Source organism: Comamonas kerstersii (genome assembly GCF_002056725.1).
Classification (GTDB): domain Bacteria; phylum Pseudomonadota; class Gammaproteobacteria; order Burkholderiales; family Burkholderiaceae_C; genus Comamonas; species Comamonas kerstersii.
Window position 1 is genome coordinate 2293715 of sequence record NZ_CP020121.1, and the last position, 22479, is coordinate 2316193.

At 59.4% G+C, this 22479-nt stretch carries 20 protein-coding genes, 1 tRNA gene and 3 pseudogenes; 12 read left to right on the forward strand and 12 right to left on the reverse strand.

The window, feature by feature from the left end:
• Positions 1-23: 23 nt before the first annotated feature.
• Positions 24-560 (forward strand): annotated as a pseudogene (locus B5M06_RS10690) (IS256 family transposase); the annotation flags it as partial.
• A 191-nt stretch (positions 561-751) separates the two neighbouring features.
• Here B5M06_RS10690 and B5M06_RS10695 read toward each other — a convergent pair.
• From B5M06_RS10695 to B5M06_RS10710, 4 genes are read right to left on the reverse strand one after another with little or no spacing between them, the layout of a single operon-like run.
• Positions 752-1093, reverse strand: coding sequence for a copper-binding protein (locus B5M06_RS10695; protein WP_054066699.1), 342 nt, complete (start codon positions 1091-1093; stop codon positions 752-754).
• 32 nt (positions 1094-1125) lie between these two features.
• Positions 1126-1602 carry a cupredoxin domain-containing protein gene (locus B5M06_RS10700; RefSeq protein WP_045267446.1) on the reverse strand — a complete coding sequence of 159 codons (477 nt, stop codon included), beginning with the start codon at positions 1600-1602 and terminating at the stop codon, positions 1126-1128.
• 53 nt (positions 1603-1655) lie between these two features.
• Positions 1656-3029 (reverse strand): multicopper oxidase family protein, encoded by a 1374-nt coding sequence (locus B5M06_RS10705; protein WP_054066698.1) that lies wholly within the window; start codon positions 3027-3029, stop codon positions 1656-1658.
• Between the two features lie 33 nt (positions 3030-3062).
• Entirely contained in the window at positions 3063-4163 is a 1101-nt protein-coding gene (locus B5M06_RS10710) for a TolC family protein (protein WP_114070931.1), read from the reverse strand.
• Between the two features lie 145 nt (positions 4164-4308).
• Between B5M06_RS10710 and B5M06_RS10715 the strand changes: the two genes are divergently transcribed.
• From B5M06_RS10715 to B5M06_RS17475, 3 genes and pseudogenes are all read left to right on the forward strand, one after another.
• On the forward strand, positions 4309-4992 hold the full coding sequence (locus tag B5M06_RS10715; protein ID WP_054066696.1) for a heavy metal response regulator transcription factor: 684 nt from the start codon (positions 4309-4311) through the stop codon (positions 4990-4992).
• A complete protein-coding gene (locus tag B5M06_RS10720) occupies positions 4989-6380 on the forward strand; it encodes a heavy metal sensor histidine kinase (protein ID WP_054066695.1) in 1392 nt (463 codons plus the stop codon). Before B5M06_RS10715 ends, B5M06_RS10720 begins: the two co-directional genes overlap by 4 nt.
• Before the next feature lie 40 nt (positions 6381-6420).
• Positions 6421-6660, forward strand: a pseudogene (locus B5M06_RS17475) (transposase); the annotation flags it as partial.
• On the opposite strand, the pseudogene B5M06_RS10730 reads toward B5M06_RS17475, so the two are convergent.
• Positions 6655-7265, reverse strand: a pseudogene (locus B5M06_RS10730) (transposase); the annotation flags it as partial. The pseudogenes B5M06_RS17475 and B5M06_RS10730 overlap by 6 nt on opposite strands.
• Between B5M06_RS10730 and B5M06_RS17025 the strand changes: the two are divergent.
• Positions 7254-7406 carry a hypothetical protein gene (locus B5M06_RS17025; RefSeq protein ID WP_162781730.1) on the forward strand — a complete coding sequence of 51 codons (153 nt, stop codon included), beginning with the start codon at positions 7254-7256 and terminating at the stop codon, positions 7404-7406. The pseudogene B5M06_RS10730 and the gene B5M06_RS17025 sit on opposite strands and share 12 nt — an antisense overlap.
• A 16-nt stretch (positions 7407-7422) precedes the next feature.
• On the opposite strand, the gene cobA is transcribed toward B5M06_RS17025, so the two are convergent.
• Together cobA and ybiB are read right to left on the reverse strand one after the other, a co-directional pair.
• Entirely contained in the window at positions 7423-8238 is an 816-nt protein-coding gene (gene cobA / locus B5M06_RS10735) for a uroporphyrinogen-III C-methyltransferase (RefSeq protein ID WP_054066692.1), read from the reverse strand.
• Positions 8235-9167 carry a DNA-binding protein YbiB gene (ybiB, locus tag B5M06_RS10740; RefSeq protein ID WP_054066691.1) on the reverse strand — a complete coding sequence of 311 codons (933 nt, stop codon included), beginning with the start codon at positions 9165-9167 and terminating at the stop codon, positions 8235-8237. Before ybiB ends, cobA begins: the two co-directional genes overlap by 4 nt.
• Positions 9168-9408: 241 nt before the next feature.
• On the opposite strand from ybiB, the gene B5M06_RS10745 reads away from it, so the two are divergent.
• The 6 genes from B5M06_RS10745 to B5M06_RS10770 all read left to right on the forward strand — a co-directional run bounded on the left by B5M06_RS10745 (position 9409) and on the right by B5M06_RS10770 (position 16253).
• Positions 9409-10041: a DUF937 domain-containing protein gene (locus tag B5M06_RS10745; protein ID WP_054066703.1), complete on the forward strand. Its 633-nt coding sequence runs from the start codon at positions 9409-9411 to the stop codon at positions 10039-10041.
• A 116-nt stretch (positions 10042-10157) separates the two neighbouring features.
• The gene (gene tsaD, locus B5M06_RS10750) at positions 10158-11207 is read left to right on the forward strand and encodes a tRNA (adenosine(37)-N6)-threonylcarbamoyltransferase complex transferase subunit TsaD (protein ID WP_054066690.1); all 1050 of its coding nucleotides are present in this window, start codon (positions 10158-10160) and stop codon (positions 11205-11207) included.
• A 170-nt stretch (positions 11208-11377) separates the two neighbouring features.
• A complete protein-coding gene (locus B5M06_RS10755) occupies positions 11378-12862 on the forward strand; it encodes an efflux transporter outer membrane subunit (RefSeq protein WP_077344834.1) in 1485 nt (494 codons plus the stop codon).
• Between the two features lie 18 nt (positions 12863-12880).
• The gene (locus B5M06_RS10760) at positions 12881-14269 is read left to right on the forward strand and encodes an efflux RND transporter periplasmic adaptor subunit (RefSeq protein WP_054066689.1); all 1389 of its coding nucleotides are present in this window, start codon (positions 12881-12883) and stop codon (positions 14267-14269) included.
• Positions 14266-15048 carry an ABC transporter ATP-binding protein gene (locus tag B5M06_RS10765; RefSeq protein ID WP_054066688.1) on the forward strand — a complete coding sequence of 261 codons (783 nt, stop codon included), beginning with the start codon at positions 14266-14268 and terminating at the stop codon, positions 15046-15048. Before B5M06_RS10760 ends, B5M06_RS10765 begins: the two co-directional genes overlap by 4 nt.
• Positions 15048-16253 carry an ABC transporter permease gene (locus tag B5M06_RS10770; protein WP_054066687.1) on the forward strand — a complete coding sequence of 402 codons (1206 nt, stop codon included), beginning with the start codon at positions 15048-15050 and terminating at the stop codon, positions 16251-16253. Before B5M06_RS10765 ends, B5M06_RS10770 begins: the two co-directional genes overlap by 1 nt.
• An 82-nt stretch (positions 16254-16335) precedes the next feature.
• Here the strand turns inward: B5M06_RS10770 and nhaA are convergent, their stop codons facing one another.
• The 4 genes from nhaA to B5M06_RS10790 form a co-directional block, all read right to left on the reverse strand.
• A complete protein-coding gene (gene nhaA, locus B5M06_RS10775; protein ID WP_420809968.1) occupies positions 16336-17724 on the reverse strand; it encodes a Na+/H+ antiporter NhaA in 1389 nt (462 codons plus the stop codon).
• Between the two features lie 441 nt (positions 17725-18165).
• On the reverse strand, positions 18166-19911 hold the full coding sequence (locus B5M06_RS10780) for a TRAP transporter large permease (RefSeq protein ID WP_054066686.1): 1746 nt from the start codon (positions 19909-19911) through the stop codon (positions 18166-18168).
• A 21-nt stretch (positions 19912-19932) separates the two neighbouring features.
• A complete protein-coding gene (locus tag B5M06_RS10785) occupies positions 19933-20544 on the reverse strand; it encodes a TRAP transporter small permease subunit (protein WP_054066685.1) in 612 nt (203 codons plus the stop codon).
• A gap of 248 nt (positions 20545-20792) precedes the next feature.
• Positions 20793-21308, reverse strand: a complete 516-nt coding sequence (locus B5M06_RS10790; protein WP_054066684.1) for a low molecular weight protein-tyrosine-phosphatase — start codon at positions 21306-21308, stop codon at positions 20793-20795.
• Positions 21309-21422: 114 nt separating this feature from the next.
• Between B5M06_RS10790 and B5M06_RS10795 the strand changes: the two genes are divergently transcribed.
• Positions 21423-21496, forward strand: a tRNA-Gly gene (locus B5M06_RS10795).
• 313 nt (positions 21497-21809) lie between these two features.
• Here B5M06_RS10795 and B5M06_RS10800 read toward each other — a convergent pair.
• Positions 21810-22355, reverse strand: coding sequence for a fimbrial protein (locus B5M06_RS10800; protein WP_151043143.1), 546 nt, complete (start codon positions 22353-22355; stop codon positions 21810-21812).
• Positions 22356-22479 lie beyond the last annotated feature (124 nt).

Genomic DNA, 22479 nt, shown 5'->3' on the forward strand with positions numbered 1-22479 from the left:
GGCGATGCATCGCCATGCAATAACAAGACATCTTCATCGCCTGCGTCGATGGGCTCAAAGGCTTTCCTGAGGTCATTGAAGCGGTGTTTCCACAGACCGTGGTGCAACTGTGCATTGTCCACATGGTGCGCCATAGCCTGAACTACGTGCCCTGGAAGCAGCGAGCTCAAGTAGCAGCCGATCTGCGCCGCATTTACCAGTCGGCAACCGTGCAAGAGGCCCAACAATGCTTGCAGGAGTTCGAGGCTAAATGGGCAGATACTTACCCCAGCATCATCCAGTCTTGGCGCAAGAACTGGGCTCGTCTGACGCCGTTCTTTGACTATCCGGCTGAGATACGCAAGGTGATCTACACCACCAATGCCATTGAATCGGTGAACATGAGCTTGAGAAAGATCACCAAAAGCCGCGGCTCATTCCCCAGCGATGAGGCACTGCCCAAGCTGTTTTACTTGGCTCTGCACAACATCAGCCGCAAGTGGACGATGCCCATCCGAGATTGGAAGGCAGCTCTGAATCGGTTTACGATTGAGTTTGGAGACAGACTCTCCGCGAACTGACGCCCGAACCGTTTACACAAAAACTCGGACACCCTCGCCAGGGGTTTTGAGGCATTCATGGTGCAGTCCTTTCCAGACAAAATCCAGCGGTCATCGCCAGTGTGGCGCCACCACCGCGTCCCCATGACGCTTGATGTACGCCAGCCTGCTTGCAAGAGCCACTGGAACATGACCGCTGGATTACAAAATTGTCAGGATGCAGGGGTGATTTGGGTAATCACCATCTTGCCATTTTGCTGTTCGACCACGAACCGGACTTTGTCGCCGACTTTGAGGTTACTGAGCATGGCGGGCTCGGCCATGGTGAACACCATCGTCATTGGCGGCATATCCAAGTTTTTGATCTCGCCGTGTTTGATAGTCACCTTGCCCGCACCAGTGTCGATGCGGCGAACCTCTCCCTCGGTCATGTCGGCTGGTGCGGCCATGCCCATCTTGCTGTGGTCCATGGGCACCTGCGCGAACGCCTGAGTGCTGGCGAGGGTGGAGGCTGCTAGTGCCGCAGCGCTTAGAAAAACGCGAAAACTCTTCATGGTTGCATCCTGTGCAAATTAGGCTCAACAGTTCAGCGAGCCGAGACTTTGACTTGGCCCTTCATGCCTGCCTCGTAGTGGCCCACGTGCAGGCAAGCAAAGTGCACAACACCTGCTTTGGTGAAGCGCCAGATCACCTCACCCTGCTGGCCGGGCTTGAGTGAAATCTTGTTTGCTTCCTCATGCTCCATGCCAGGAAACTTTTTCATCTCTTCGTAGTGCTCCTTCAACTCTTGCTCGGTGCCAAGACTGAACTCATGGGGCACCTTGCCGGAGTTCTTAATGACAAACCGGATGGTTTCCCCCTTTTTGACGGTCACATCCGAAGGCGTGAAACGCATGTTGTCAGCAGCGTCCACCTGGATGGTGCGGGTGACATTAGCTGCAATGCCGGGCTCACCAGGTGTCGAGTTGTCATGGCCACCCGCGTGTTTGCCCGAGGCGAACGCAGTGGATGCGGCCAAAGTCATGGCGGCAAGGAGGAAGGAGGAGGATTTACTGAATTTCATGTGTGATCTTTCTGGCAGTGTTGAGGGGAGTCGTGAAAACGGTGGGCGTGGCTTCAATGCTTCATGCCTTTGACAGCCTTGGCGTTGGCCGGTGCGCTGGGCGCAGCTGCCTTGGCTGGGGCTGGGGTGGCTCCGGTCCATTCATGGGCCACAGTGCCGGGAGGGAACTTGTAGTTGCCAGGGTCCTTGTAGTCCCCGGGTTTTTGGTCCTTGCGTACCTTGAGTACGCTGAGCATGCCGCCCATGCCGATGGGGCCAAACTGGCCATGGCCGGTCATCATGGGTGCGGTGTTTTCGGGGATGGGCATTTCCATGCTTTCCATGTCACCCATGCCGCGTTCCCCCATCAGCATGTAATCGGGCACCACCTTCTGAATCTTGCCGATCAGGCCGCGGTGATCTACACCAATCATGGTCGGCACGGCGTGTCCCATGGCGTTCATGGTGTGGTGGCTCTTGTGGCAGTGCAGGGCCCAGTCACCTTCCTCATCTGCGATGAAATCGAGTTGGCGCATCTGACCGACAGCGATGTCGGCAGTGACTTCGGGCCATCGTGCCGCCAAGGGGGTGGGGCCGCCATCAGTACCTGTCATCACGAATTCGTGGCCGTGCAGGTGAATGGGGTGATTGGTCATTGTCAGGTTACCTACGCGCAGGCGAACCCGGTCACCCAATCGCACGTTGAAGCTGTCAATGCCCGGGAAAATGCGGCTGTTCCAGCACCAGATGTTGAAATCCGTCATCGTGTTGATCTTGGGCGTACGGGTGCCGGGCTCCACGTCAAAGGCGTTGAGCAGGAAGCAGAAGTCGCGGTCCACGTCGCTGATCAGCGGGTGCTTGGTCTTGGGATGGGTAACCCAGAAACCATGCATGCCCATGGCCATCTGCGTCATTTCGTCGGCGTGCGGGTGATACATGAAAGTGCCCGGGCGGCGCGCTTCAAACTCGTAGACGAAGGTCTTGCCAGCCGGAATCGCGGGCTGGTTCAGGCCAGCCACACCATCCATGCCGGCGGGCAGACGCTGGCCGTGCCAGTGGATGGTGGTGTGTTCGGGCAACTTGTTGGTCACAAAGATGCGCACGCGATCGCCTTCCACCACTTCAATGGTGGGTCCAGGGCTCTGACCGTTGTAGCCCCACATGTTCACCACGAAGCCTGGGGCCACCTCGCGCACCACAGGCTCAGCCACCAGGTGGAACTCCTTGACGCCATTGTTCATGCGCCAGGGCAGCGTCCAGCCATTGACTGTGACCACAGGGTTGTAGGGGCGCCCGGTGTTAGGCACCAGTGGATCTGCTGTGGCTGCTGAGGTTTGGATAACGGGTTCGGGCAGTGCTGCCAAAGCGGAGCGGGCAACTGCCAAGCCAGCAACAGAAGCTGCAGCACCCGTGAAGAAGCGGCGCCGGGAGGGAATGTTCGTTGTCATGCGTAATAGTCCAGATGTTGATGCGAAGTGCGTTCAATGGCCGGCTGCGGCAGTGGCCTGCTCGCCGCCACCGAGGGCAACAAAGGCATCAGGCTGACCACCTTGCAGCACCCATTGCAGATCGGTTTCAGCGATCAGTGCGTCACGCTGCGCGTCTATGGCGGCCACCACGGTCTGTGAGCGCGCTTTTACGTCTGCCAAAACGCCCCAGACGCTTTCGAGCATGCCGTTGTAGCGAAGCTGGGTTTCCTCTCCAATCAGTTCGCGCTGCTTGAGAACGTCATTGCGATAACCGTGGTAAACATCAAGACTGGCGGCATAGGCTGCGTAAGCCTGCATGGCGTTGTTGCCAGTTTTTCTGCTCTGTGCCAATGGCAAGTTGCCTTGTATCGCCGCGAGGCGCGTTCGCAGTTCTGTGTCGCTCATCGGCGTTGCTGTGTCCGGCAGGCGGTCAGGCAAAGCCACGCGGCTGTGTACCGAGTCAAGTCCCATCGTCTTCAGCAGTGCGCGTTCGGCATGGCTTGCGGTCAATCGCGCTCGTTTGAGCTCCATCCGGGCAGATGACTCGCCCAAAGCCACCTGGGCTTGTTGATAGCGGCTCCAATTGCCCACACTCACCATACGGCGGCCAAGTTCCGCAGCCGCTTCTGCGGCTGTTACGGAATCTTCCACTGACTTGAGCGCTTGTTTTGCAGCCACGGCCCTGATCCAGGCCTTTCGTGTGTCCGCTGCCACTTTCAGCACCTCATCGGCACCATCAATCCTTTGCTGAAGTCTGGTATCGACTTCACCCCAGGCACCGGCAGCAATACGCTCCACGTTCTCCCGCCCAAGTCGAGCCAGAGGTGATGCCAGTTCGCGATGGACTTTCCAGGCAGCCCGAATGGCATCAGAAGTAGATGGCAGCGCAAATTCTGGGACAGCATCTGGCGTTGCCGCTTGCGTTGTCGGCTGTGACTTCTCCCAGCGCAGCACATCTGCGTGACCTCTCGGGAACTGACCGACAGTCTCATTCGCTTTGCGCCAGTCTTGCACAACATCATCCTGAACCTGTGCCTGAGCACCCCAGTGCGCCACCACAAGACCCAGCGTCAGCATGGGCATCGCTTTATTTTTCAGCCATCGATGCTTCATCGAAATCGCTCCTATTGATGCGTATCAAACGGATAAATTCTGAATAGGCAGCACCGACAACAGCCTGTCGGCAAGATTACAAATGCGTCATGTTCGCCCGTGGCTGCTTGGCCCCTGGCACACTACAGGCACAGGAAGACTTGTTGTGAAGATACTCATCGTTGAAGACGAACCCAAGACGGGTGACTACCTGCGCCAAGGGCTGCGCGAAGCAGGGTTTGCCGTGGACCTGGTGACCAACGGCATAGATGGCCTGCACTATGGGCTGGATGGCAACCACGATCTGGTGATTTTGGACGTGATGCTGCCGGGGTTGGATGGCTGGCAAGTGCTCCAGAACTTGCGCAGCCGAGGCCGGCAGATGCCAGTGCTGTTCCTGACTGCACGCGATCAGGTAGAAGATCGGGTCAAAGGTTTAGAGTTGGGGGCAGACGACTACTTGGTGAAACCTTTTTCGTTTGCCGAGCTGCTGGCGCGAGTGAGGACCATTCTGCGCCGGGGCCGCAACAGCTCCGAAAGTACGGCATTGAGGGTGGCGGACTTAGAGCTGGATCTGTTGCGTCGCCGTGTGACTCGCGCAGGCATGCGCATCGATCTCACCGCCAAGGAATTCGGATTGCTTGAGCTGCTGATGCGCCGCCAAGGCGAAGTGCTGCCGCGTTTATTGATCGCATCGCAAGTGTGGGACATGAATTTCGACAGCGACACCAACGTCATCGAAGTGGCGGTGCGGCGCCTGCGTGCCAAGGTAGACGACGGCTTTGATGTGAAGCTGATCCAGACCGTGCGCGGCATGGGTTACGTACTGGAGAACCCTGAAACCCGATGAACTCTTTGCGCCTGCCTCTGACCGCAAGGCTGACGGTCCTTTTCACGCTGGTGGCAGCTATGGTGCTGTTGGGACTGGGTGTGTTGGTAGCCTGGGCCACAGCCCGTCACTTTGTCGAACTAGATCGGATGTTTCTCGACGACAAAGTGCACCTTGTAGAAAAACTCGTCGCTGAAGCCGACACCCCTGCTGCCTTGAAAGGTGTACTTGATGACATGCTGGACAGCCATAAAGGCTTGTTTGTACAGGTCTGGCTGGGAAGCGAGCTCATTTATGGTCCACCAGCGCTGACACAGAACATCCTCGCTGATACTCCGGCGACAGAGCAGCTGATGGAGTGGACCCACGCTGGGCAGTCGCTGCGCGGCGTTGTGGAAAGCCTGCCACTCCCACCAGCATCGCAATTGGCATCCACCACCAATACGCAAACCCTGCGGGTATTGGTGGCCCTGGACACTGCGCACCACGCTCATTTCCTGGCTGAACTACGCAAGACGCTGGCCGCCTACTTTCTGGTCGCGACCTTGGTCAGCGGTGTGCTGGGCTGGTGGGCTGCCCGCCGCGGACTGACACCCTTGAAGGCAATGCGCGAAAGAGCAACTTCAGTCACCGCCTACAACTTGCAGGAGCGCATGCCTGTGGAGTCTGTTCCGGTGGAGTTTGCTGAACTTGCAGCCAGTCTCAATGGCATGTTCGGGCGGCTCCAGCAAGACTTCCAGCGCTTGATGGACTTTTCCAGCGATCTGGCACACGAGCTGCGCACCCCTTTAAGTAACCTGCTGACGCAAACGCAGGTGGCTCTTGCGCAGCGGCGCACTGCCGACGAGTACCGCGATATTCTGGCCTCAAACGCAGAGGAGTTCGAGCGCCTGGCCAAGATGGTCTCGGACATGCTCTTTCTGGCCAAATCGGAAAATGGCATCGACTTGCGCTATCGGGAACGTATCCAGCTGCACAAGGAAGTGCTAGCGCTGTTCGATTTCTATGAAGCAGTGGCCGACGAAAAGCACGTCATACTGGTACTGGAAGGGCAAGCAGAGATAGACGGCGACAAGCTGATGATGCGCCGTGCCATCAGCAACCTGCTGTCAAACGCACTACGCCATGCTGATGCAGGGTCGGCAGTGGCGGTGCAGGTGGCGTCGAACGAAGGTGCTGTGACACTCACGGTCAGCAATCAAGGGACTTCGATAGCAGCGGAGGACATCCCTCGGCTCTTCGACCGTTTCTACCGCGCCAACAGATCCAGGGCCCACCCTGCTTCCGAAGGGGCGGGGCTTGGGCTGGCCATCACCAAGGCGATCGTCAGTTCGCACGGTGGATCAATATACGTTCAATCTAACGCGGGACAAACACGTTTTACTGTGTTGTTTGACGCATCCCCCTAAGAGCGTGTTTGCGATCTTGTTTGCCCCGACAATCTGGTGTGTGAAAAGACAGAAATACGCCAGCGACATTAGCCGTGAGAAGTTTGCAGAAATTGAGCCAGAGTTGCGCAAGGTACGCCGCAGGACCAAGCCTGCCACGCTTGATTTGTATGAGGTGTTTTGCGCAGTGCTGTACCTGCTGAGAACCGGTTGCCAGTGGCGCTATTTACCCCCTGACTTTCCCAAATGGCAAAGTGTTTATGCCTATTGGCGCAAATGGAGCAAGCCCGACGAACATGGCATCACCTGTTTGCCCTTTGAGCCAGCAGCGATCCATTCCATGATCTGCTTTGAGGTGACCGCTTGCCTTCTGCGCAACCAGCGTCGTTGCTCCTGCGTCAGTTGCTTGAATTTGCCTCGGTGAATGAGCTCAATCTCAGGGTTGTGGTACTCGACGCTCTTGCCGCTGAAGCCTAAATCCACAATTGCCGTCTTGGGCTTTACACAGACGTCTTCCAGCAAGATATTGGTCTGCTCCAACTGTGCAGCCAAGATATGTCCATCGTAGGGGTTGCCTGCAAACGTACGAGCCCCCACCATGAGGCCGTGTGTATGGGTGACCACAATCGCAGTTTTAACCCCAAACTCATACGGCTTGCGGGCCTTACCTTTGCCAATGCACTCCACCTCTGGGGCATGCATGGCGTACAGCTTGTTTTTGTCTTTGGGTCGCTGTTTGTGCACACGTGTTGCTCGGGCTACAACCGTGTGCAAGCGCTCTTTCAAGTGCGCTGCTGCGCTGGCCGGTATGGCTTGTAAATGGCGCTGCACCCAGCGCAGTGTGATGCCAAGAATAGTGCGCTGGCGCTTGACCACTTTGCGCAAGCGCTTGTATTGCCGTGCATGCCCGGCGCGGGGCTGGGTTTGACCATTGTGCAGCGCATCATTGACAGTGCGCAGGGGCAGTTCGTGCTGACGCCAGCACCAGAGGGTGGCTTGCTGGTGGAAATTCAGCTGCCCGTGCAGCAGCTGGATGCCATCGACTGAAAAATAAACGCAGTGATCAGGAGGCCGCGCGCAGAGGGGCTGCAGTGGCTGAGCTGTTCTGTGCCCATGCTGCGACGCCCTGCACCACATCACCAATCACCAGCACGCTGGGGCTGGCCAGGTTTTCTGCATGCAGGGTGTGGGCCAGCTGCTCCAGCGTGGTGATGGCATGGCGCTGCTGCGGCAGGCTGGCATGCTGGATGATGGCCGCTGGCGTGTGCGCGGGCAGGCCACCGGCTTGCAGCTCTGCGGTGATGTGTTCGGCAGAGCTCACGCCCATGTAGATCACCAGCGTGAGCCTGGCGGCCTGGACCGTGGCAGCCAGCGTACGCCAGTTCGTACCCTGGTCGCCAGGCTTGGCGTGGCCGGTGATAAAGACTACGCCGTGGGCGTGTTCACGGTGGGTCAACGGTGCGCCCAGGCTGCTCAGGCCAGCGAGGCCAGCGGTGATGCCATTGATGATATGCGGCTCAATGCCTGCGCGGCGCAGGTGCTCCACTTCCTCGCCGCCACGGCCAAAGATGAAGGGATCGCCCCCTTTGAGGCGCACCACATGCTCTCCCTTGTGTACTTCAGCCTCCATGAGCTTTTCGATAAAGGCCTGGGGTGTGCTCTTGCAGCCACCGCGCTTACCCACGTAGATGATGCGAGCGGTGGGCGAGGCAAAGTCCACGATCTCCCTGGAGACCAGATCATCCACCAGCAGTACGGTGGCAGACTGAATGGCGCGCAGGGCCTTGAGTGTGAGCAGTTCAGGATCTCCGGGGCCTGCGCCAACCAGTGTGCAGGTGCCGGAGGGAAGTCCCGTGGAAGTGGTGGCGCTGGCGGTCATGCTTGCGCTCCTTGTGCAGAGAGTTGGCGGTGCAGACTCACAATAGCCTGTACCTGGGTGGCAATCGATGCGGGAACGGGGCGCTGGCCGTTGAGCATCTCCTGGATGAGGGCGGCATTGGCGGCGGCATCCAGACCTTGCGGCAGATCGACGGCGGCTACGCTGCCAGTCTGGGGCTCCATGCTGCTAACCACTTTGCCGTGCAGGATGCCGCGCATGGCAGGCAGGCGGCGGGGATCGGCCACAGGCTCGCCTTCCATGCCGCGCAGCAGCAGGGCATGACTTTGTGCTTCTGCATGCGTGGCCTGCATGCTCAGGCTGTATTCGGGGTGGGTGTAGCAGCCCACGACCAGCGCCGGTGTGCCGCTGGCCGCCAGCGGGTTGAAGTGCTTGACCAGACTGTGCGCCGGATTGCGCAGGCCAATGGTGGCGCGGGCATCGAGCAGATCTGTCAGGCCTGCGTGCAGCTGGCGGGTGTGCAGGTGTACCAGCTCGCCAGCCTGCGGCATGCGCAGTGCAGTTGCGGCAGGGTGGCCGAGCTGCCCCAGCACTTCAGTTGCTGTGATGCGTGTCTCTTCGGTGGTGCAGCCGTGCAGTAAGACAGGCAGACCTTCACGCACCAGCAGCAGGGCCAGCAAGGGCGTGAGCACAGGCAGGCGGCGCGCGCCGTTGTAGCTGGGCAGTACGACCACGGGTGTGCCAGATGGTGGAAGCTGAGGCATGCGGGCCTGCAGCGCATCCATGAAGCCCGCCATTTCCTGTGCGGTTTCGCCCTTGATGCGCATGGCCACGCAAAACGCACCGACTTGCAGCGGGTGCGCTTGCCCGTCGAGCAGCCAGCCCATGAGTTCCGCAGCCTGGGTGCGCGTCAATGCGCGTGCACCGTCTTTGCCACGACCGATTTCCTTGAGGTACTGCTGCATGCCCATGGTGTGCGATTTGCGATCTTCTTAAAATTAAGAGCTGTATTTTGAATGCTTTGTTATATCCATTGGATATATAGAAATATGTGCACAGCGAATGCTCACCGGTGCTCGCACAATGTCAAAACATGTGCTGCGGCGCTGGCGGATGGATCAGGAGGCCTCATACTTGGCCGATGGCTTGCGAGCAGCAGGTTTTTTCAATGTCAGTGTCTGCCATGCGGCAGGCGTGAGCCAAGGAGTTCATATGAGTCAGCAACCATCTCTGGCGCAGGAGTTGCTCAAGCAGCTGCAGGGCACACCCATGCAGGAAATGTCTCAGCAACTGGGTGTCAACACGCAGCAAATTCAGTCTGCCGTAGGGGTCGCTGTACCCTTGCTGCTGGGGGCGCTGGGCAAGAATGCCTCGCAGGCACAAGGTGCAGCCGATCTGTTCAGCGCCTTGCAGCGTGACCAAGCACAAACCATGCCACAGGGGCTGGGTGATCTGGGCAGTTTGCTGGGGGCCGTGCTGGGTGGTGGTGCGTCGCAGTCGGCCGCAGGCAATGGCGCAGCCATCCTGGGCCATATTTTTGGCAACAGCCGCCAGCAGGCAGAAGCAGGGCTGGGCCAGGCCACAGGTCTGGGCGACAAGGCAGGGCAGCTGCTGAGCATGCTTGCACCCATTGTGATGGCCTTCCTCGCCAATCGCGTGCAGGCCGGGCAGATGGATGCCAGCACTCTGGGCCGTACGCTGGAGCAGGAGCGCGCACAGGTGCAGCAGCAGGGTGGCCTGGGCGGCGGTCTGCTGGGCAGCCTGCTGGACCAGAACGGCGATGGCAAGCTGGACATGGGCGATCTGTTCAAGCTGGGCAGCAGCTTTCTGAGTGGCCGTCGCTAAGGGCGTTTCCGCCAGCAACCATAGGCACCTTCGGGTGCTTTTTTCTTGCCTTGCGTGCAAGGCCATTGCCCCAGTCAGCCTGCTGCAGACAGACGCTCGGCCTACACTTGCGGGTTATGAGTCAGCTGATCTTGGGTATTGAATCTTCGTGCGATGAAACCGGTGTGGCCCTGGTGCGCATTCCGGATGATGGCGGCGTGCCAAGCCTGCTTGCGCACGCATTGCACAGCCAAATTGATATGCACCGCGCTTATGGCGGTGTGGTGCCCGAGCTTGCCAGCCGCGACCATATCCGCCGCGTGCTGCCGCTGACCAAGCAGGTGATGGAAGATGCAGGCAAAAGCCTGCAGGACGTGGATGTGGTGGCCTTCACGCGTGGCCCGGGTCTGGCAGGTGCCCTGCTGGTAGGCGCAGGCGTCGCATGCGCACTGGGCGCAGCGCTGGACAAGCCTGTACTGGGCGTGCACCACCTGGAAGGCCATTTGCTTTCCCCCTTTCTGAGTGAAGACCCGCCGGAGTTCCCCTTTGTGGCACTGCTGGTGTCTGGTGGCCATACGCAGCTCATGCGGGTGGATGGTGTGGGCCGCTACGAAATTCTGGGCGAAACCATTGACGATGCTGCAGGTGAAGCCTTTGACAAGTCCGCCAAGGTGATGGGTCTGCCATACCCCGGTGGCCCTGTGCTGTCCAAGCTGGCAGAAAGTGGTGATCCAGAAGCCTTCAAGCTGCCGCGTCCGCTGCTGCACAGTGGGGATCTGGACTTCTCGTTTGCCGGTCTGAAGACGGCGGTGCTGACGCAGGCCAAAAAGCTGGGTGATGAGCTTGAAGCTCGCAAGGCCGATCTGGCCGCCAGTGCACAGGCGGCGATTGTGGAAGTGCTGGTCAAGAAGACCCTCAATGCGCTCAAGCAGACGGGCATGAACCGTGTGGTGGTGGCAGGCGGTGTGGGAGCCAACAAGCAGCTGCGCGAGCAGCTCAACCGCGAATGCGCCAAGCGCAAGATTCGCGTGCATTACCCCGAACTGCATCTGTGTACCGACAACGGCGCCATGATCGCCATGGCCGCTGCCATGCGCATGCAGGCCGGGCAGCAGCAGGCGGACAAGACGTATTCGTTTGACGTGAAGCCGCGCTGGCCGCTCGATGCCATTGTGGAAGCAGCGTAAGCACACTACGATCCCTCTCAAGCCCTCGTCATGAGGGCTTTTTTGTGTCTGTGGTGGATGGTCCTGCGGCGTGGCTTTACCAAAGCTTCACATGTTTTTAGCTGTGTCGCTACACAGGCTCTGCACAATTGCAGCTAGAAACAAGTCATTACGCATACTGCTTGCATAGCATGTCAAACCAACCCAACAAGATTGCGCCGCGTGCCGCCACACCCCGGGTGTGGCTTGTGCCTACAGCGCTGGCCTGTGCCCTGCTGCTGGCAGGCTGCAGCCATACCTCACAGTTCGCCGCTCAGAGTGAAGCGGTGGATGTGCCCGTGCAGTGGAGCACCACACAGGCAGCTGCTGCACCTGAGGACCTGAGCCGCTGGTGGCTGCAGTTTGGGGATGCGCAGATGGCATCCCTGATTGATCAGGCCCTGGTGGCCAACCCCAGTGTCCAGAGCGCGCAGGCTGCATTGCGTCAGGCGCGAGCCCAGCTGGAGCAAAGTGAAGCCAGCAGGCTGCCCAGTGCGGGAGCCAGTCTGGGTGCCAGCCGTGGCAAGCGCGAGCCAAGTTCTGCCAGCAACAGCTTTAGCACCGGTATTGATGTGAGCTGGGAGCCAGACCTGTGGGGCCGTCAGGCCAATGCCGTCAAAGCAGGTGAAGCCGGGGTGGCTGCTGCGGTAGCTACGCTGGAGGGGGCACATGTCTCGCTGGCCGCCGAGGTGGCGCTCAATTACATCGAACTGCGCAGCCTGCAAAACCGCCTGCAGATTGCCGAGCGCAACCTGGCCATTCAGCAGGAGAACCAGCAGATTTCCGAATGGCGCATGCAGGCGGGTCTGGCTACATCGCTGGACGTAGAGCAGGCACGTGCCTCGACGGCGCAGACCGCGGCGCAAATCCCTTCGCTGCAGGCATCCATGGCCCAGAAGCGCCATGCACTGTCCATTCTGACGGGCCAGCCACCTGCTGCCTTGAACGAGGCCCTGAGCACACTGCAGCCCTTGCCAGCTCCACCGGCCCAGCTGGCGCTGGCATTGCCTGCTGACACCTTGCGCCAGCGCCCTGACGTGCGTGCGCAGGAGCAGCGTGTGATTGCGGCACTGGCCAATCTGTCCGCGCAGGAGCGTGCGAACTTCCCCAGCCTGTCGCTGCGCGGGTCGCTGGGGCTGAGTGCACTGACGCTGTCTGCACTGGGCTCCAGCGGCGCCACGCTCTCCACCAGTATTGCTGCCAGCCTGGCGCAGACCTTGTTTGACGGTGGTCTGAACAGTGCTCGCGTGGCAGAGCGCGAAGCTGCGCTGGAGCAGGCGCGTATCAATTACCGCTCCACCGTGCTGACGGCCTTGCAGGAGGTGGAAGACGCACTGGTGCAGCTGCAGGGCGACAAGCAGCGCCTGGTACAGCTGCAGGTGGCTGAAGAAGCAGCGCGCAATGCCCAGTTGCTGGCCTCGCAGCGCTACACCAGTGGACTGGTGGACTTTCAGACCGTGCTGGACACACAGCGCACCCTGCTGTCTTCACAGGATGCGGTTGCCACGGTGCAGGCCGCTATTGGCTCGGACTATGTGCGCCTGTACAAGGCGCTGGGTGGTGGCTGGCAGCCGCTGAATGCAGAAGGTCAGCCCGTTGCAGCAGCTACGAGCGCTGCAGACGCCAGCCAAGAATAACAAGGAAAGCAATACCCCATGACAAAGAAAAACACCACAAGCAGCGCCAAGGAAGTACAAGAGCTGTTGGGCGATGGTCTGTCCCGCCGCTGGTGGCAAAGCCCCACAGTCTGGATCGGTGCCGTGGCCATTGCAGGTGCAGTGGGCGGCTATCTGTTCTGGCAGAGCCACAAGGAAGCCAATGCCAAGCCCCAGTATGTGACGCAGCAGGCCAAGCGTGGCGATCTGTCCTTGACTGTGGCGGCCAATGGCACGCTGCAGCCTACGCGCACGGTGAACATTGGCTCTGAACTGTCAGGTACGGTGCGCAATGTGCTGGTCGATGTGAACGACAAGGTCAAGAAGGGGCAGGTGCTGGTCGAGCTTGATACCGACAAGCTGCAGGCCCAGCTCAACCGTTCCAAGGCATCGGTGGCATCGGCGCAGGCCCGCCTGCAGCAGACACAGGCTTCGCTCAAGGAAGCACGCGCCAATCTGGCGCGCCAGGAAGAAGTGCACCGCCTCTCGGGTGGCAAAGTGCCCTCGGCTTCTGAACTGGATAGCGCCCGTGCAGCGGTAGAGCGTGCCGTGGCGGAAGAAGCTGCGGCCCAGGCATCGGTGGCAGATGCCCGTGCTGCACTCAAGACCGATGAAACCAATCTTTCCAAGGCATCGATCAAGTCACCCATTGATGGCGTGATCCTGACGCGCAGCGTAGACCCCGGCAATGCCGTGGCTGCCTCGCTGCAGGCCGTGACCCTGTTCACCGTGGCTGAAGATCTGCAAAAGCTGCGTCTGGAAGTCTCGGTGGACGAAGCGGATATCGGTCAGGTGCAGGAAGGCCAGCGTGCCAGCTTTACCGTCAGCGCCCATCCTTCGCGTACCTATCCCGCCAAGGTGACGCGTGTGGACTATGGCTCGACCAAGACCGACAACGTGGTGACTTATCTAGCCCGTCTGGATGTGAGCAATGACGATTTGTCGCTGCGCCCCGGCATGACAGCATCGGCCACCATCCACACCAATGAGCGCAAGGATGTGGTGCTGGTGCCTAATGCGGCGCTGCGCTTTACGCCGGTGGGGATGCAGCCTCCCGCTGTACCTGGTGCCAAGCAGGATGGCCCCGGTGCCGAAGGCCCCAATGGTGAACGCGGCCCCCGTCCGCAGGGTGCAGGTGCTTCTGGCAATAGCGGCGGCATCATGGGCCAGCTCATGCCCCAGCGCATGCGTGGCAGCCGTGGCATGGGTGGCAGCGAAGCACTGGGTGCAGGCCAGACCCGCTATGTCTGGGTGCTGGAAAACAATGCGCCTGTGGCTGTGCAGGTCAAGACGGGCCTGAGCGATGGCCGCATGACCGAGGTGCAGAGCGACAAGCTCACCGAAGGTGCACAGGTGATTACCGACCAGCGTAGCGGAGTCGCCAAATGACGCAGGCGCTGCACACAGACAGCGGTGGTGTGCCGCTGATCCGGCTGCGCAACATCGTCAAGGTCTATGGCGAAGGAGGCCTGGCGTTCAAGGCGCTCAAGGGTTTTGACCTTGATATTGAGCAGGGCGATTTCGTCGCCATCATGGGCCCAAGCGGCTCGGGCAAGTCCACGGCCATGAATACGCTGGGCTGTCTGGATAGACCCACCTCCGGTGAATACCTGTTCAAGGGCGTGCACGTGGAAGGGCTGGACCGTGACGAGCGTGCTCGCCTGCGCCGCCGCTACTTTGGCTTTGTGTTCCAGGGCTTTCACCTGCTGCCCCGCACCACGGCGCAGGAAAACGTGGAGCTGCCTCTGCTGTACCGCGGCGAGTCTGCCCAGCAGCGCAAGGAAGCGGCAGCCCGGGCGCTGGAAGCCGTGGGCCTCAAGGGCTGGGAGCACCACACGCCTGCAGAACTCTCGGGTGGTCAGCAGCAGCGCGTGGCCATTGCCCGCGCCATTGTGAGCAGCCCCACCGTGCTGCTGGCAGACGAGCCTACCGGCAATCTGGATACCCAGCGCAGTGAAGAAATCATGGAGCTGCTGTGGAAGCTCAACCATGAGCAGGGCATTACCGTGCTCATGGTGACCCACGAGCCAGAGATGGCGGCTTACGCGCGGCGCATTGTGCGCTTCAAGGATGGTCTGCTGGATTCCGATGTGCGCAATGAGCCACTGGCGCTGCGCCGTGAGGCTGCGCAGGCGGGTGCAGCCGCGGGTCAAGGGGAGGGCGTCTGATGTTTTTCAACACTATCTTGCTGGCGCTGCGCTCCATTCGCCGCAACCTGCTGCGCTCGTTCCTGACCATTCTGGGCATTGTGATCGGCGTGAGTGCGGTGATCACCATGGTCACGCTGGGCAATGGCGCTACGCTGGCAGTGCAGCAGCAGATTCAGGGCCTTGGCACCAATTTGCTGCAAATTCGCGGGGGCCAGCGCCTGGGGCCCGGCGCTGCACCAGCACCAGCCTTCAAGGATACAGATGCTGAAGCCATTGCCCAGCAGATCGGCGGCATTGCGGCCGTAGCCCCTGAAGCACGCGCCAGCACCACGCTGGTCGCGGATGGCCGCAACTGGTCGTCCAGCGTGATTGGCAGCAGCAATGAATGGCTCAAAACCGGTAACTGGAAGCTGGCTCAGGGCCGGGAGTTCTCACCTGAGGAAGAGCGTGCGGGCGCTTCGGTGTGCATCATCGGTGCCACTTTGCACCGGGAGCTGTTTGGCAGCTCGCCCGATGTGCTGGGGCAGCAGCTGCGCGTAAAAGCCTTCTCGTGCAATGTGATCGGGGTGCTGGACTCCAAAGGTCAGGGCGCTTTCGGCAATGACCAGGACGACATGGTGCTGATTCCGCTCAAGACCCTGCAGCGCCGTGTGACGGGTAACAACCGCGTCAACACCCTGCTGGTGTCCATGGCGGAGGACAGTGACCCTGAGCGTGTGAAGTCCAGCCTGCGTGACCTGCTGCGCGAGCTGCGCAAGCTCTCACCCACGGATGAAGACAATTTCAACGTGCTGGATACCAAGCAGCTGGCCGACACCATGGCGGGAACGACCAAGGTCATGACCACCTTGCTCGGCGCTGTGGCTGCGGTGAGTTTGCTGGTGGGCGGCATTGGCATCATGAACATCATGCTGGTGAGCGTGACGGAGCGCACGCGCGAAATTGGCCTGCGCCTGGCCATTGGCGCGCTGGAGCGCGAAGTGCTGCTGCAGTTTTTGATTGAAGCCGTGGTGCTGGCCGCACTGGGGGGGCTGATCGGTATTGCGATTGCTGCGGTGGCTTCTGTGGGCTTGGCACAGGTCATGCAGGTGCCGTTTGTGTTCAACCCTACGGTGAACCTGCTGTCCTTTGTGTTTTCGGCAGCGATTGGTGTGGTGTTTGGTTATTTTCCTGCACGCCGTGCTGCGCGCCTGGATCCGATCGAAGCCCTGCGCCACGAATAGTCATATAAAAGGGTCATGTCCAGACAGGCAAAAAGCCGGAGGCTCGCAAGAGCACTCCGGCTTTTTTACAGGCCCGTGGGGCTTAATCGTTCAGCTTGTGGCGAACGATAAAGCCATACACCAGGCCCACAATCGCCGCCGTGGCGGAGGCGGCCAGAATGCCCAGCTTGGCTGCGCTGAGCAAAGCTGCATCACTGAACGCCAGGCCACCGACAAAAATGGCCATGGTAAAGCCGATACCCGCCAGCACACCGACCAGCAGCACGCCGCGCCAGTTGATGCCTTCGGGCAGGGGGCTGACGCCAGATTTGACGGCGAGGAAGGTGGCAAGAAACACGCCCAGCGGTTTGCCCAGCACCAGTGCCAGCAGCACACCCCAGAACACAGTGTGCGGGCCGGTGGCTGCCAGATCCATGCCACCAAACTGCACGCCAGCGTTGGCCAGGGCGAAGATGGGCATCACCCCAAACGCCACCCAGGGGTGCAGTATGGCTGGCAGGCGGAACACAGGAGGCAGCAGGTCACGCTGGGCCGTGGTGGCAATGCGCAGCTCATGGTGCAGCACATCCACCTCAAACTGCCCGCGCTGTGCATGGCTGCGAATGCGTGTCAGCGCTTGCTCAGCCACATCCAGGTGGTGGCGCTGAGCAGGGCGCATGGTTACGGGCGTCATCAAACCCAGCACCACCCCCGCCAGCGTGGGGTGTGCACCGGTGTGCAGCAGGCCCAGCCACAGGATGGCGCCGGGCACCACATAGGCCCATGCAGCAGCTACGCCCATGCGGTTGAACAGCAGCACCAGCACCAGACCGACCAGCGCAATGCCAAAGCCGCTGTAGTCCAGACCGCCCGAGTAGAAGAAGGCGATGATGAGCACGGCCACGATGTCATCAATGATGGCCAGTGCCAGCAGGAAGATGCGCAGCGGCCCGGGAATGGATTTACCCAGCAGGGCCAGCACGCCGACGGCAAAGGCGATGTCCGTAGCGGTAGGAATGGCCCAGCCATTGAGCAGCTGTGCATCACCTCTGGCCAGTGCCACATAGATCAGCGCAGGCACAACCACGCCGCCCAGCGCGGCAATGATGGGCAGCAGCGCCTGGCGCACATCGGCCAGCGCGCCGTTGTACATCTCACGGCGAATTTCCATGCCAACGACCAGAAAGAAGATGGTCATCAGCACGTCGTTGACGAAAAAGTGCAGGTCTGTGCTCCAGGTCCAGGGTCCCAAAGTCAAGGCCAGCGGTGCATGCCAAGTGGCAAAGTAGCTGGCCGCCCAGGGAGAGTTGGCCCAGATCAGCGCAATGGCTGCGGCGATCAGCAGCACGATGCCGCTCATGGCCTCAATGTGCAGCATGCGCGCAAAGGCAGAAGATGCCTTCATGGTGACGCGATGCAGCGGTGGAATATCGGGGCTGGGTGCAGGGAACTGCGGATGGATGGGAGAAGAGGTGTTCTCGTGTGGCGGCATAGTGCTCCTTGTTGCTGAAGACAACACCACGAGCAGCCGGACCTGCCCGGCGCATGGCATGCAGGCAAGCAGCGCAGGCCGCATCAGGGCGGCGCGCAGTAGGGGCAGGTCAGACGCACGTGTGCTGTGCGGTACAGGCGGCCCGACCTGTACCTGAATGACCTGCCATCACCACCTGATGTGGTGGGCACCCGCCGCGAAGTGTACAGAACTGCGGTGGCAGGCATGGCAGCATTCACCCATGCTGCACCGGGGTAAAAAAAAGATAGCTGCCAGCGCTTGATAAATAAGGTTTTTAGATATAAATCGTTTTGAATTCTTTTATTTATAAGCGCTGATAGCTATATTTTTGATGGTTGATGCAGTCCATTAAACAATGAGAAAGCCCCTGTACACCGCAGCGTACAGGGGCTGTGAGCATGTGCAGCGTCTGCCTGCCTTTTACTGGCCCATGGACTCCTGCAAAGCCTTGAGCGGGTCATCGTCAGCCTGCTCAGAGCCTTCTTCCGGCTGGAAGTAGGGGTTGTCAAAGTCCATGGCAGGCATGCTGGATTCCATCTGTTCGCGGATGGCATCCAGGTCGTATTCCACCTTCTCATCCAGGCCGCTGGACACAATGCCCGGGAAGGCAATGATCAGCCCTACCATGAGAAGCTGGATGCACAGGAAGGGAATAGCACCCATGTAGATCTGTGTGGTTGTTACCGGCGCAATGCGCTTTTGCGTGACCTTGTCGGTGTATTCCTTGTCGGGAGCGACCGAGCGCAGGAAGAACAGCGCAAAGCCAAACGGTGGGTGCATGAAGGAAGTCTGCATGTTCACCGCCAGCAGCACACCGAACCAGATCAGGTCAATGCCCAGCTTGTCTGCCACGGGGGCCAGCAGGGGCACCACGATGAAGGACAGCTCAAAGAAGTCCAGGAAGAACGCCAGGATGAACACCATGATGTTCACCAGGATCAGGAAGCCCAGCTGGCCGCCAGGCAGATCTGCCAGCAGGTGCTCCACCCACAGCGGGCCGTCCACACCCTGGAAGGTCAGGCCAAACATGGTCGCGCCGATCAGGATGAACATCACAAAGCACGACAGCTTGGTGGTGGACATCAGCGCCTGCTTGAGCAGCGTCAAGCTCAGGCGGCGGCGTGCAATCGCCATCACCATGGCGCCGATGGCACCCATGGCACCACCTTCGGTGGGGGTGGCAATGCCCAGGAAGATCGTGCCCAGCACCAGGAAGATCAGCAGCAGCGGGGGAATCAGCACAAAAGTGACTTTTTCCGCCACTTGCGACAGCAGGCCCATGCCTGTCAGGCGGTTGATGGATGCCGCCACAAAGGCCAAGGCCACGCCAAAGCACATGGCAAACACAATGGTTTCATCGGTAGCCACTTTTTCCACCACTTCACCGGTGAACCAGGTGTGGATGGTGGGCATGTTCTGTGCCGCAAACACCGACATCGCCACGCACAGTACGGTGAGCACCAGCAGCGAAGTCAGGCCGCTGGAGCCATCTTTTTCCTTCAGGCTGCGTGCCTCTGGAGGCAGGGCAGGCACCATGTGTGGTTTGAAGAAGGCCAGCAGGAAAATGAACAGCATGTAAAAGCCCACCAGCATGAAGCCGGGGACAAAGGCGCCCTTGTACATGTCGCCCACGCTGCGGCCCAGCTGGTCAGCCAGAATGATCAGCACCAGCGAAGGTGGAATGATCTGCGCCAGCGTGCCAGATGCAGCAATTACGCCGGAGGCTATGCGGCGGTCATAGCCGTAGCGCATCATGATGGGCAGCGAGATCAGGCCCATCGAGATCACGGACGCGGCCACCACGCCGGTGGTCGCTGCCAGCATGGCACCCACCAGAATCACGGCAATGGCCACGCCGCCGCGAATGGGGCCAAACAGCTGGCCCACGGTGTCCAGCAGGTCCTCGGCCATGCCGCTGCGCTCAAGAATCAGACCCATGAGCGTGAAGAACGGAATGGCCAGCATGGTTTCGTTCTGCATGATGCCGTAGATGCGCAGCGGCAGCGCCTGCAGCAGCGCCTCAGGCAGTACGCCCAGCTCGATACCGATGACCGCAAAGAACAGGCCGCAGGCGCCCAGGCTGAATGCTACGGGAAAGCCCAGCAGCAGGAAGCAGATCAGCCCCGCGAACATGATCGGGGCCATGTTGTTGGCAATGAATTCCATGGTGTTGTCTCCCTGTGGCGCTTAGGCGCTCTTGGCCGCGTTGCGCGCCGCTTCTTCTTCGGCCTTGCGGATGGCTTCTGCCAGCTCTTCTTCCGGCGTTTTGCTCACGACCTTGACGGTGGGGTCGTCAATCAGCCCCATCAGAAAGGCAATGCGTTTGATCAGCTCCGACAGGCCTTGCAGCAGCAGCAGGCCAAAGCCCAGCGGCATCATCAGATAGACAGGCCAGCGGATCAGGCCCCCGGCATTGCTGGACATTTCGCCCGACTGATAGGCCTGCAAGAAGAAGGGAATGCCGTAGTACAGAATGACCAGGCACATGGGGGTGAGAAAGAACGCAAAGCCCAGCACATCAATCCACACACGGGTGCGCAGCGACAGCTTGGCATTGATGACATCCACCTTGACGTGTTCTTTTTCCAGCAGGGTGTAGCCTGCAGCCAGCAGGAACGAGGCGGCAAACAGGTACCACTGCACTTCCAGAAAAGCATTGGAACTGGCGTTGAACATCTTGCGCACAACGGCGTTGATGCCGCTGATGATGGTGGCCGCAAGAATCAGCCAGATGACGTATTTACCGACCCAGGCATTGAGCTGGTCGATCCCCCGTGAAAGTCGTAGAAGTGCTTGCATGGTGTCTCCAAAAGCGCGGTATGTGCCCGGGACAGCACAGAAGGCGTGTGGCCTTTGTCTGTGGGCTTATAGGAATGCACAGGTGCGCGATTCTACGGAGCATGCTTCTGCGTTGCTGACGTGTTTGTGACGAGTTGCCTGTCACCGGCGAAATTTTTTTGTTTTTTATGGGTGTTTTAAGGGTTTTTGCTAGGTTTTCCTGCAATTAGAGGAAGCCAGCAAGGGCGGGTAACCCGCCCTGAAGCGTCTCAATGGTTCAGCGGGAGCTGCACATGCTCACGCTCGATGTGGCGCAGCACGCCCTGGCAGGCATCTTCGATCAGATCCAGCACATGTTCAAAGCCCTGGTCTCCGCCGTAATAGGGGTCAGGCACGACAGCACTGCGCATTTCCTGACAGAACTCGGTCAGGCGGTGCAGCTTCTGGCGCTGTGTGGGTGGGCACAGTGCCTGCGCACGGGCCATGTTTTCGTGGTCCATGACCAGCACCAGATCAAAGCGTACAAAGTCCTCACGTGTGAGCTGGCGCGCACGCAGATTACTCAGGTCATAGCCACGCTGCAGCGCATGCTTTTGGCTGCGCAGGTCGGGTGCTTCACCGACGTGGTAGGCGTGGGTGCCACAGGAGTCGACCTGCAGCCGGTCCTCCCAGCCCTTGCGCCGGATCATGTCGCGCATGACGCCATGTGCGGTCGGGCTGCGGCAGATGTTACCCATGCAGACCATCAAGATGGCATAGGGAGGAATGGCGGTTCTTGTGTTCATGTACGAAATTTCTTGCAGTATTCGTGCCGTGCCTTGGGTATGTGCGGCTTGGTCTGTGATAGATTAATGACCGTTGTTTGCCGCAGATGTCGGCGCACAGCGCATCTCCCAGCGGCGGGTGTAGTTCAATGGTAGAACGCCAGCTTCCCAAGCTTGATACGAGGGTTCGATTCCCTTCACCCGCTCCAGCATTTGAAGCTGTCGATTTTATAGATGTGCCACAACCGCCAAGCGTCAGATTCTGGCGAAAGAGTTCAGGTAAAAAGCCCGTTTGCAATTCACAAACGGGCTTTTTTCATCGCTATGCAGGGCTCTTAGCATATGAAAAAAACCGCTTCCTCAAAATGAGGGAAGCGGTTTTTAGTTTTTATCGAGTGGCTTTGTAAAGCTTTATTCTCATATCACCTTTGATATGTCGTGCCCGGATTTTCAAAATGCCTGTGGCACGTCATGTATCAAATATGCATGTTTTACTTGCTTGCCACTCTCAGTGGCTCAAGATTACTCGTAACGCACTGCGTACATCACAGCGCCGGAAACAGGACCAACGGTAGGTGCAGTCGATTCAGAGTAGTAGCGCACGGTGTAAGTCGCCGAGGTGCTGCTGCTGTTGGCTTCCAGCGTAAATGGGCTGGCTTCGGCAGGGCCGTTAGACAGAGGCATTGCCTGGTTGGCTGCGTCATCAAACAGCTGCAGAGACACGCCGGTTGCGCCGTTAGCGCTGGTGTTATCCAGGTTGCCGTTGGTAGTTACAGGGCCCACTGCCGAGAAAACGGTCTTAAAGCTTTCTGCGGTCTGCGAAGGTGTGCAGCCTGTCACTTCGATGGTGAACTTGGTTTCACCGGCAGTGTTGCCAACGCCACCTGCCAGATCGCTTTGTGCAACGCTGGGCAGCAAAACGATAGGGTCGGTATTACCGGCTACTGAGAAAGTACAAGTTTGGTCGGTCACTTCACCATCAAAGGTAATAGTGCTTGCCATAGCGAAGGGGGAAACCAGACCCAACAAAGCGACGGCCATACCTGTGCGAATTACTTTACGGTTCATTTTTTGCTCCATATTCATGGTTAAAGGTTAGAAACGCCTTCTAAATTTCGTCTTAGCCTGATTCGCTTTTTTTTGACTCAATTTGTTGGGCACAGACGAATGTTATGAAATGGGCACCTTGTTC

Excerpts from the sequence above, each read along its gene's own strand:
- B5M06_RS10695 (WP_054066699.1), bottom strand. The coding sequence starts at position 1,093 with ATGAAGAGTTTTCGCGTTTTTCTAAGCGCTGCGGCACTAGCAGCCTCC.
- B5M06_RS10700 (WP_045267446.1), bottom strand. The coding sequence starts at position 1,602 with ATGAAATTCAGTAAATCCTCCTCCTTCCTCCTTGCCGCCATGACTTTG.
- B5M06_RS10705 (WP_054066698.1), bottom strand. The coding sequence starts at position 3,029 with ATGACAACGAACATTCCCTCCCGGCGCCGCTTCTTCACGGGTGCTGCA.
- B5M06_RS10710 (WP_114070931.1), bottom strand. The coding sequence starts at position 4,163 with ATGAAGCATCGATGGCTGAAAAATAAAGCGATGCCCATGCTGACGCTG.
- B5M06_RS10720 (WP_054066695.1), top strand. The coding sequence starts at position 4,989 with ATGAACTCTTTGCGCCTGCCTCTGACCGCAAGGCTGACGGTCCTTTTC.
- cobA (WP_054066692.1), bottom strand. The coding sequence starts at position 8,238 with ATGACCGCCAGCGCCACCACTTCCACGGGACTTCCCTCCGGCACCTGC.
- ybiB (WP_054066691.1), bottom strand. The coding sequence starts at position 9,167 with ATGGGCATGCAGCAGTACCTCAAGGAAATCGGTCGTGGCAAAGACGGT.
- B5M06_RS10745 (WP_054066703.1), top strand. The coding sequence starts at position 9,409 with ATGAGTCAGCAACCATCTCTGGCGCAGGAGTTGCTCAAGCAGCTGCAG.
- tsaD (WP_054066690.1), top strand. The coding sequence starts at position 10,158 with ATGAGTCAGCTGATCTTGGGTATTGAATCTTCGTGCGATGAAACCGGT.
- B5M06_RS10755 (WP_077344834.1), top strand. The coding sequence starts at position 11,378 with ATGTCAAACCAACCCAACAAGATTGCGCCGCGTGCCGCCACACCCCGG.
- B5M06_RS10760 (WP_054066689.1), top strand. The coding sequence starts at position 12,881 with ATGACAAAGAAAAACACCACAAGCAGCGCCAAGGAAGTACAAGAGCTG.
- B5M06_RS10765 (WP_054066688.1), top strand. The coding sequence starts at position 14,266 with ATGACGCAGGCGCTGCACACAGACAGCGGTGGTGTGCCGCTGATCCGG.
- B5M06_RS10770 (WP_054066687.1), top strand. The coding sequence starts at position 15,048 with ATGTTTTTCAACACTATCTTGCTGGCGCTGCGCTCCATTCGCCGCAAC.
- nhaA (WP_420809968.1), bottom strand. The coding sequence starts at position 17,724 with ATGCCGCCACACGAGAACACCTCTTCTCCCATCCATCCGCAGTTCCCT.
- B5M06_RS10780 (WP_054066686.1), bottom strand. The coding sequence starts at position 19,911 with ATGGAATTCATTGCCAACAACATGGCCCCGATCATGTTCGCGGGGCTG.
- B5M06_RS10785 (WP_054066685.1), bottom strand. The coding sequence starts at position 20,544 with ATGCAAGCACTTCTACGACTTTCACGGGGGATCGACCAGCTCAATGCC.
- B5M06_RS10790 (WP_054066684.1), bottom strand. The coding sequence starts at position 21,308 with ATGAACACAAGAACCGCCATTCCTCCCTATGCCATCTTGATGGTCTGC.
- B5M06_RS10800 (WP_151043143.1), bottom strand. The coding sequence starts at position 22,355 with ATGAACCGTAAAGTAATTCGCACAGGTATGGCCGTCGCTTTGTTGGGT.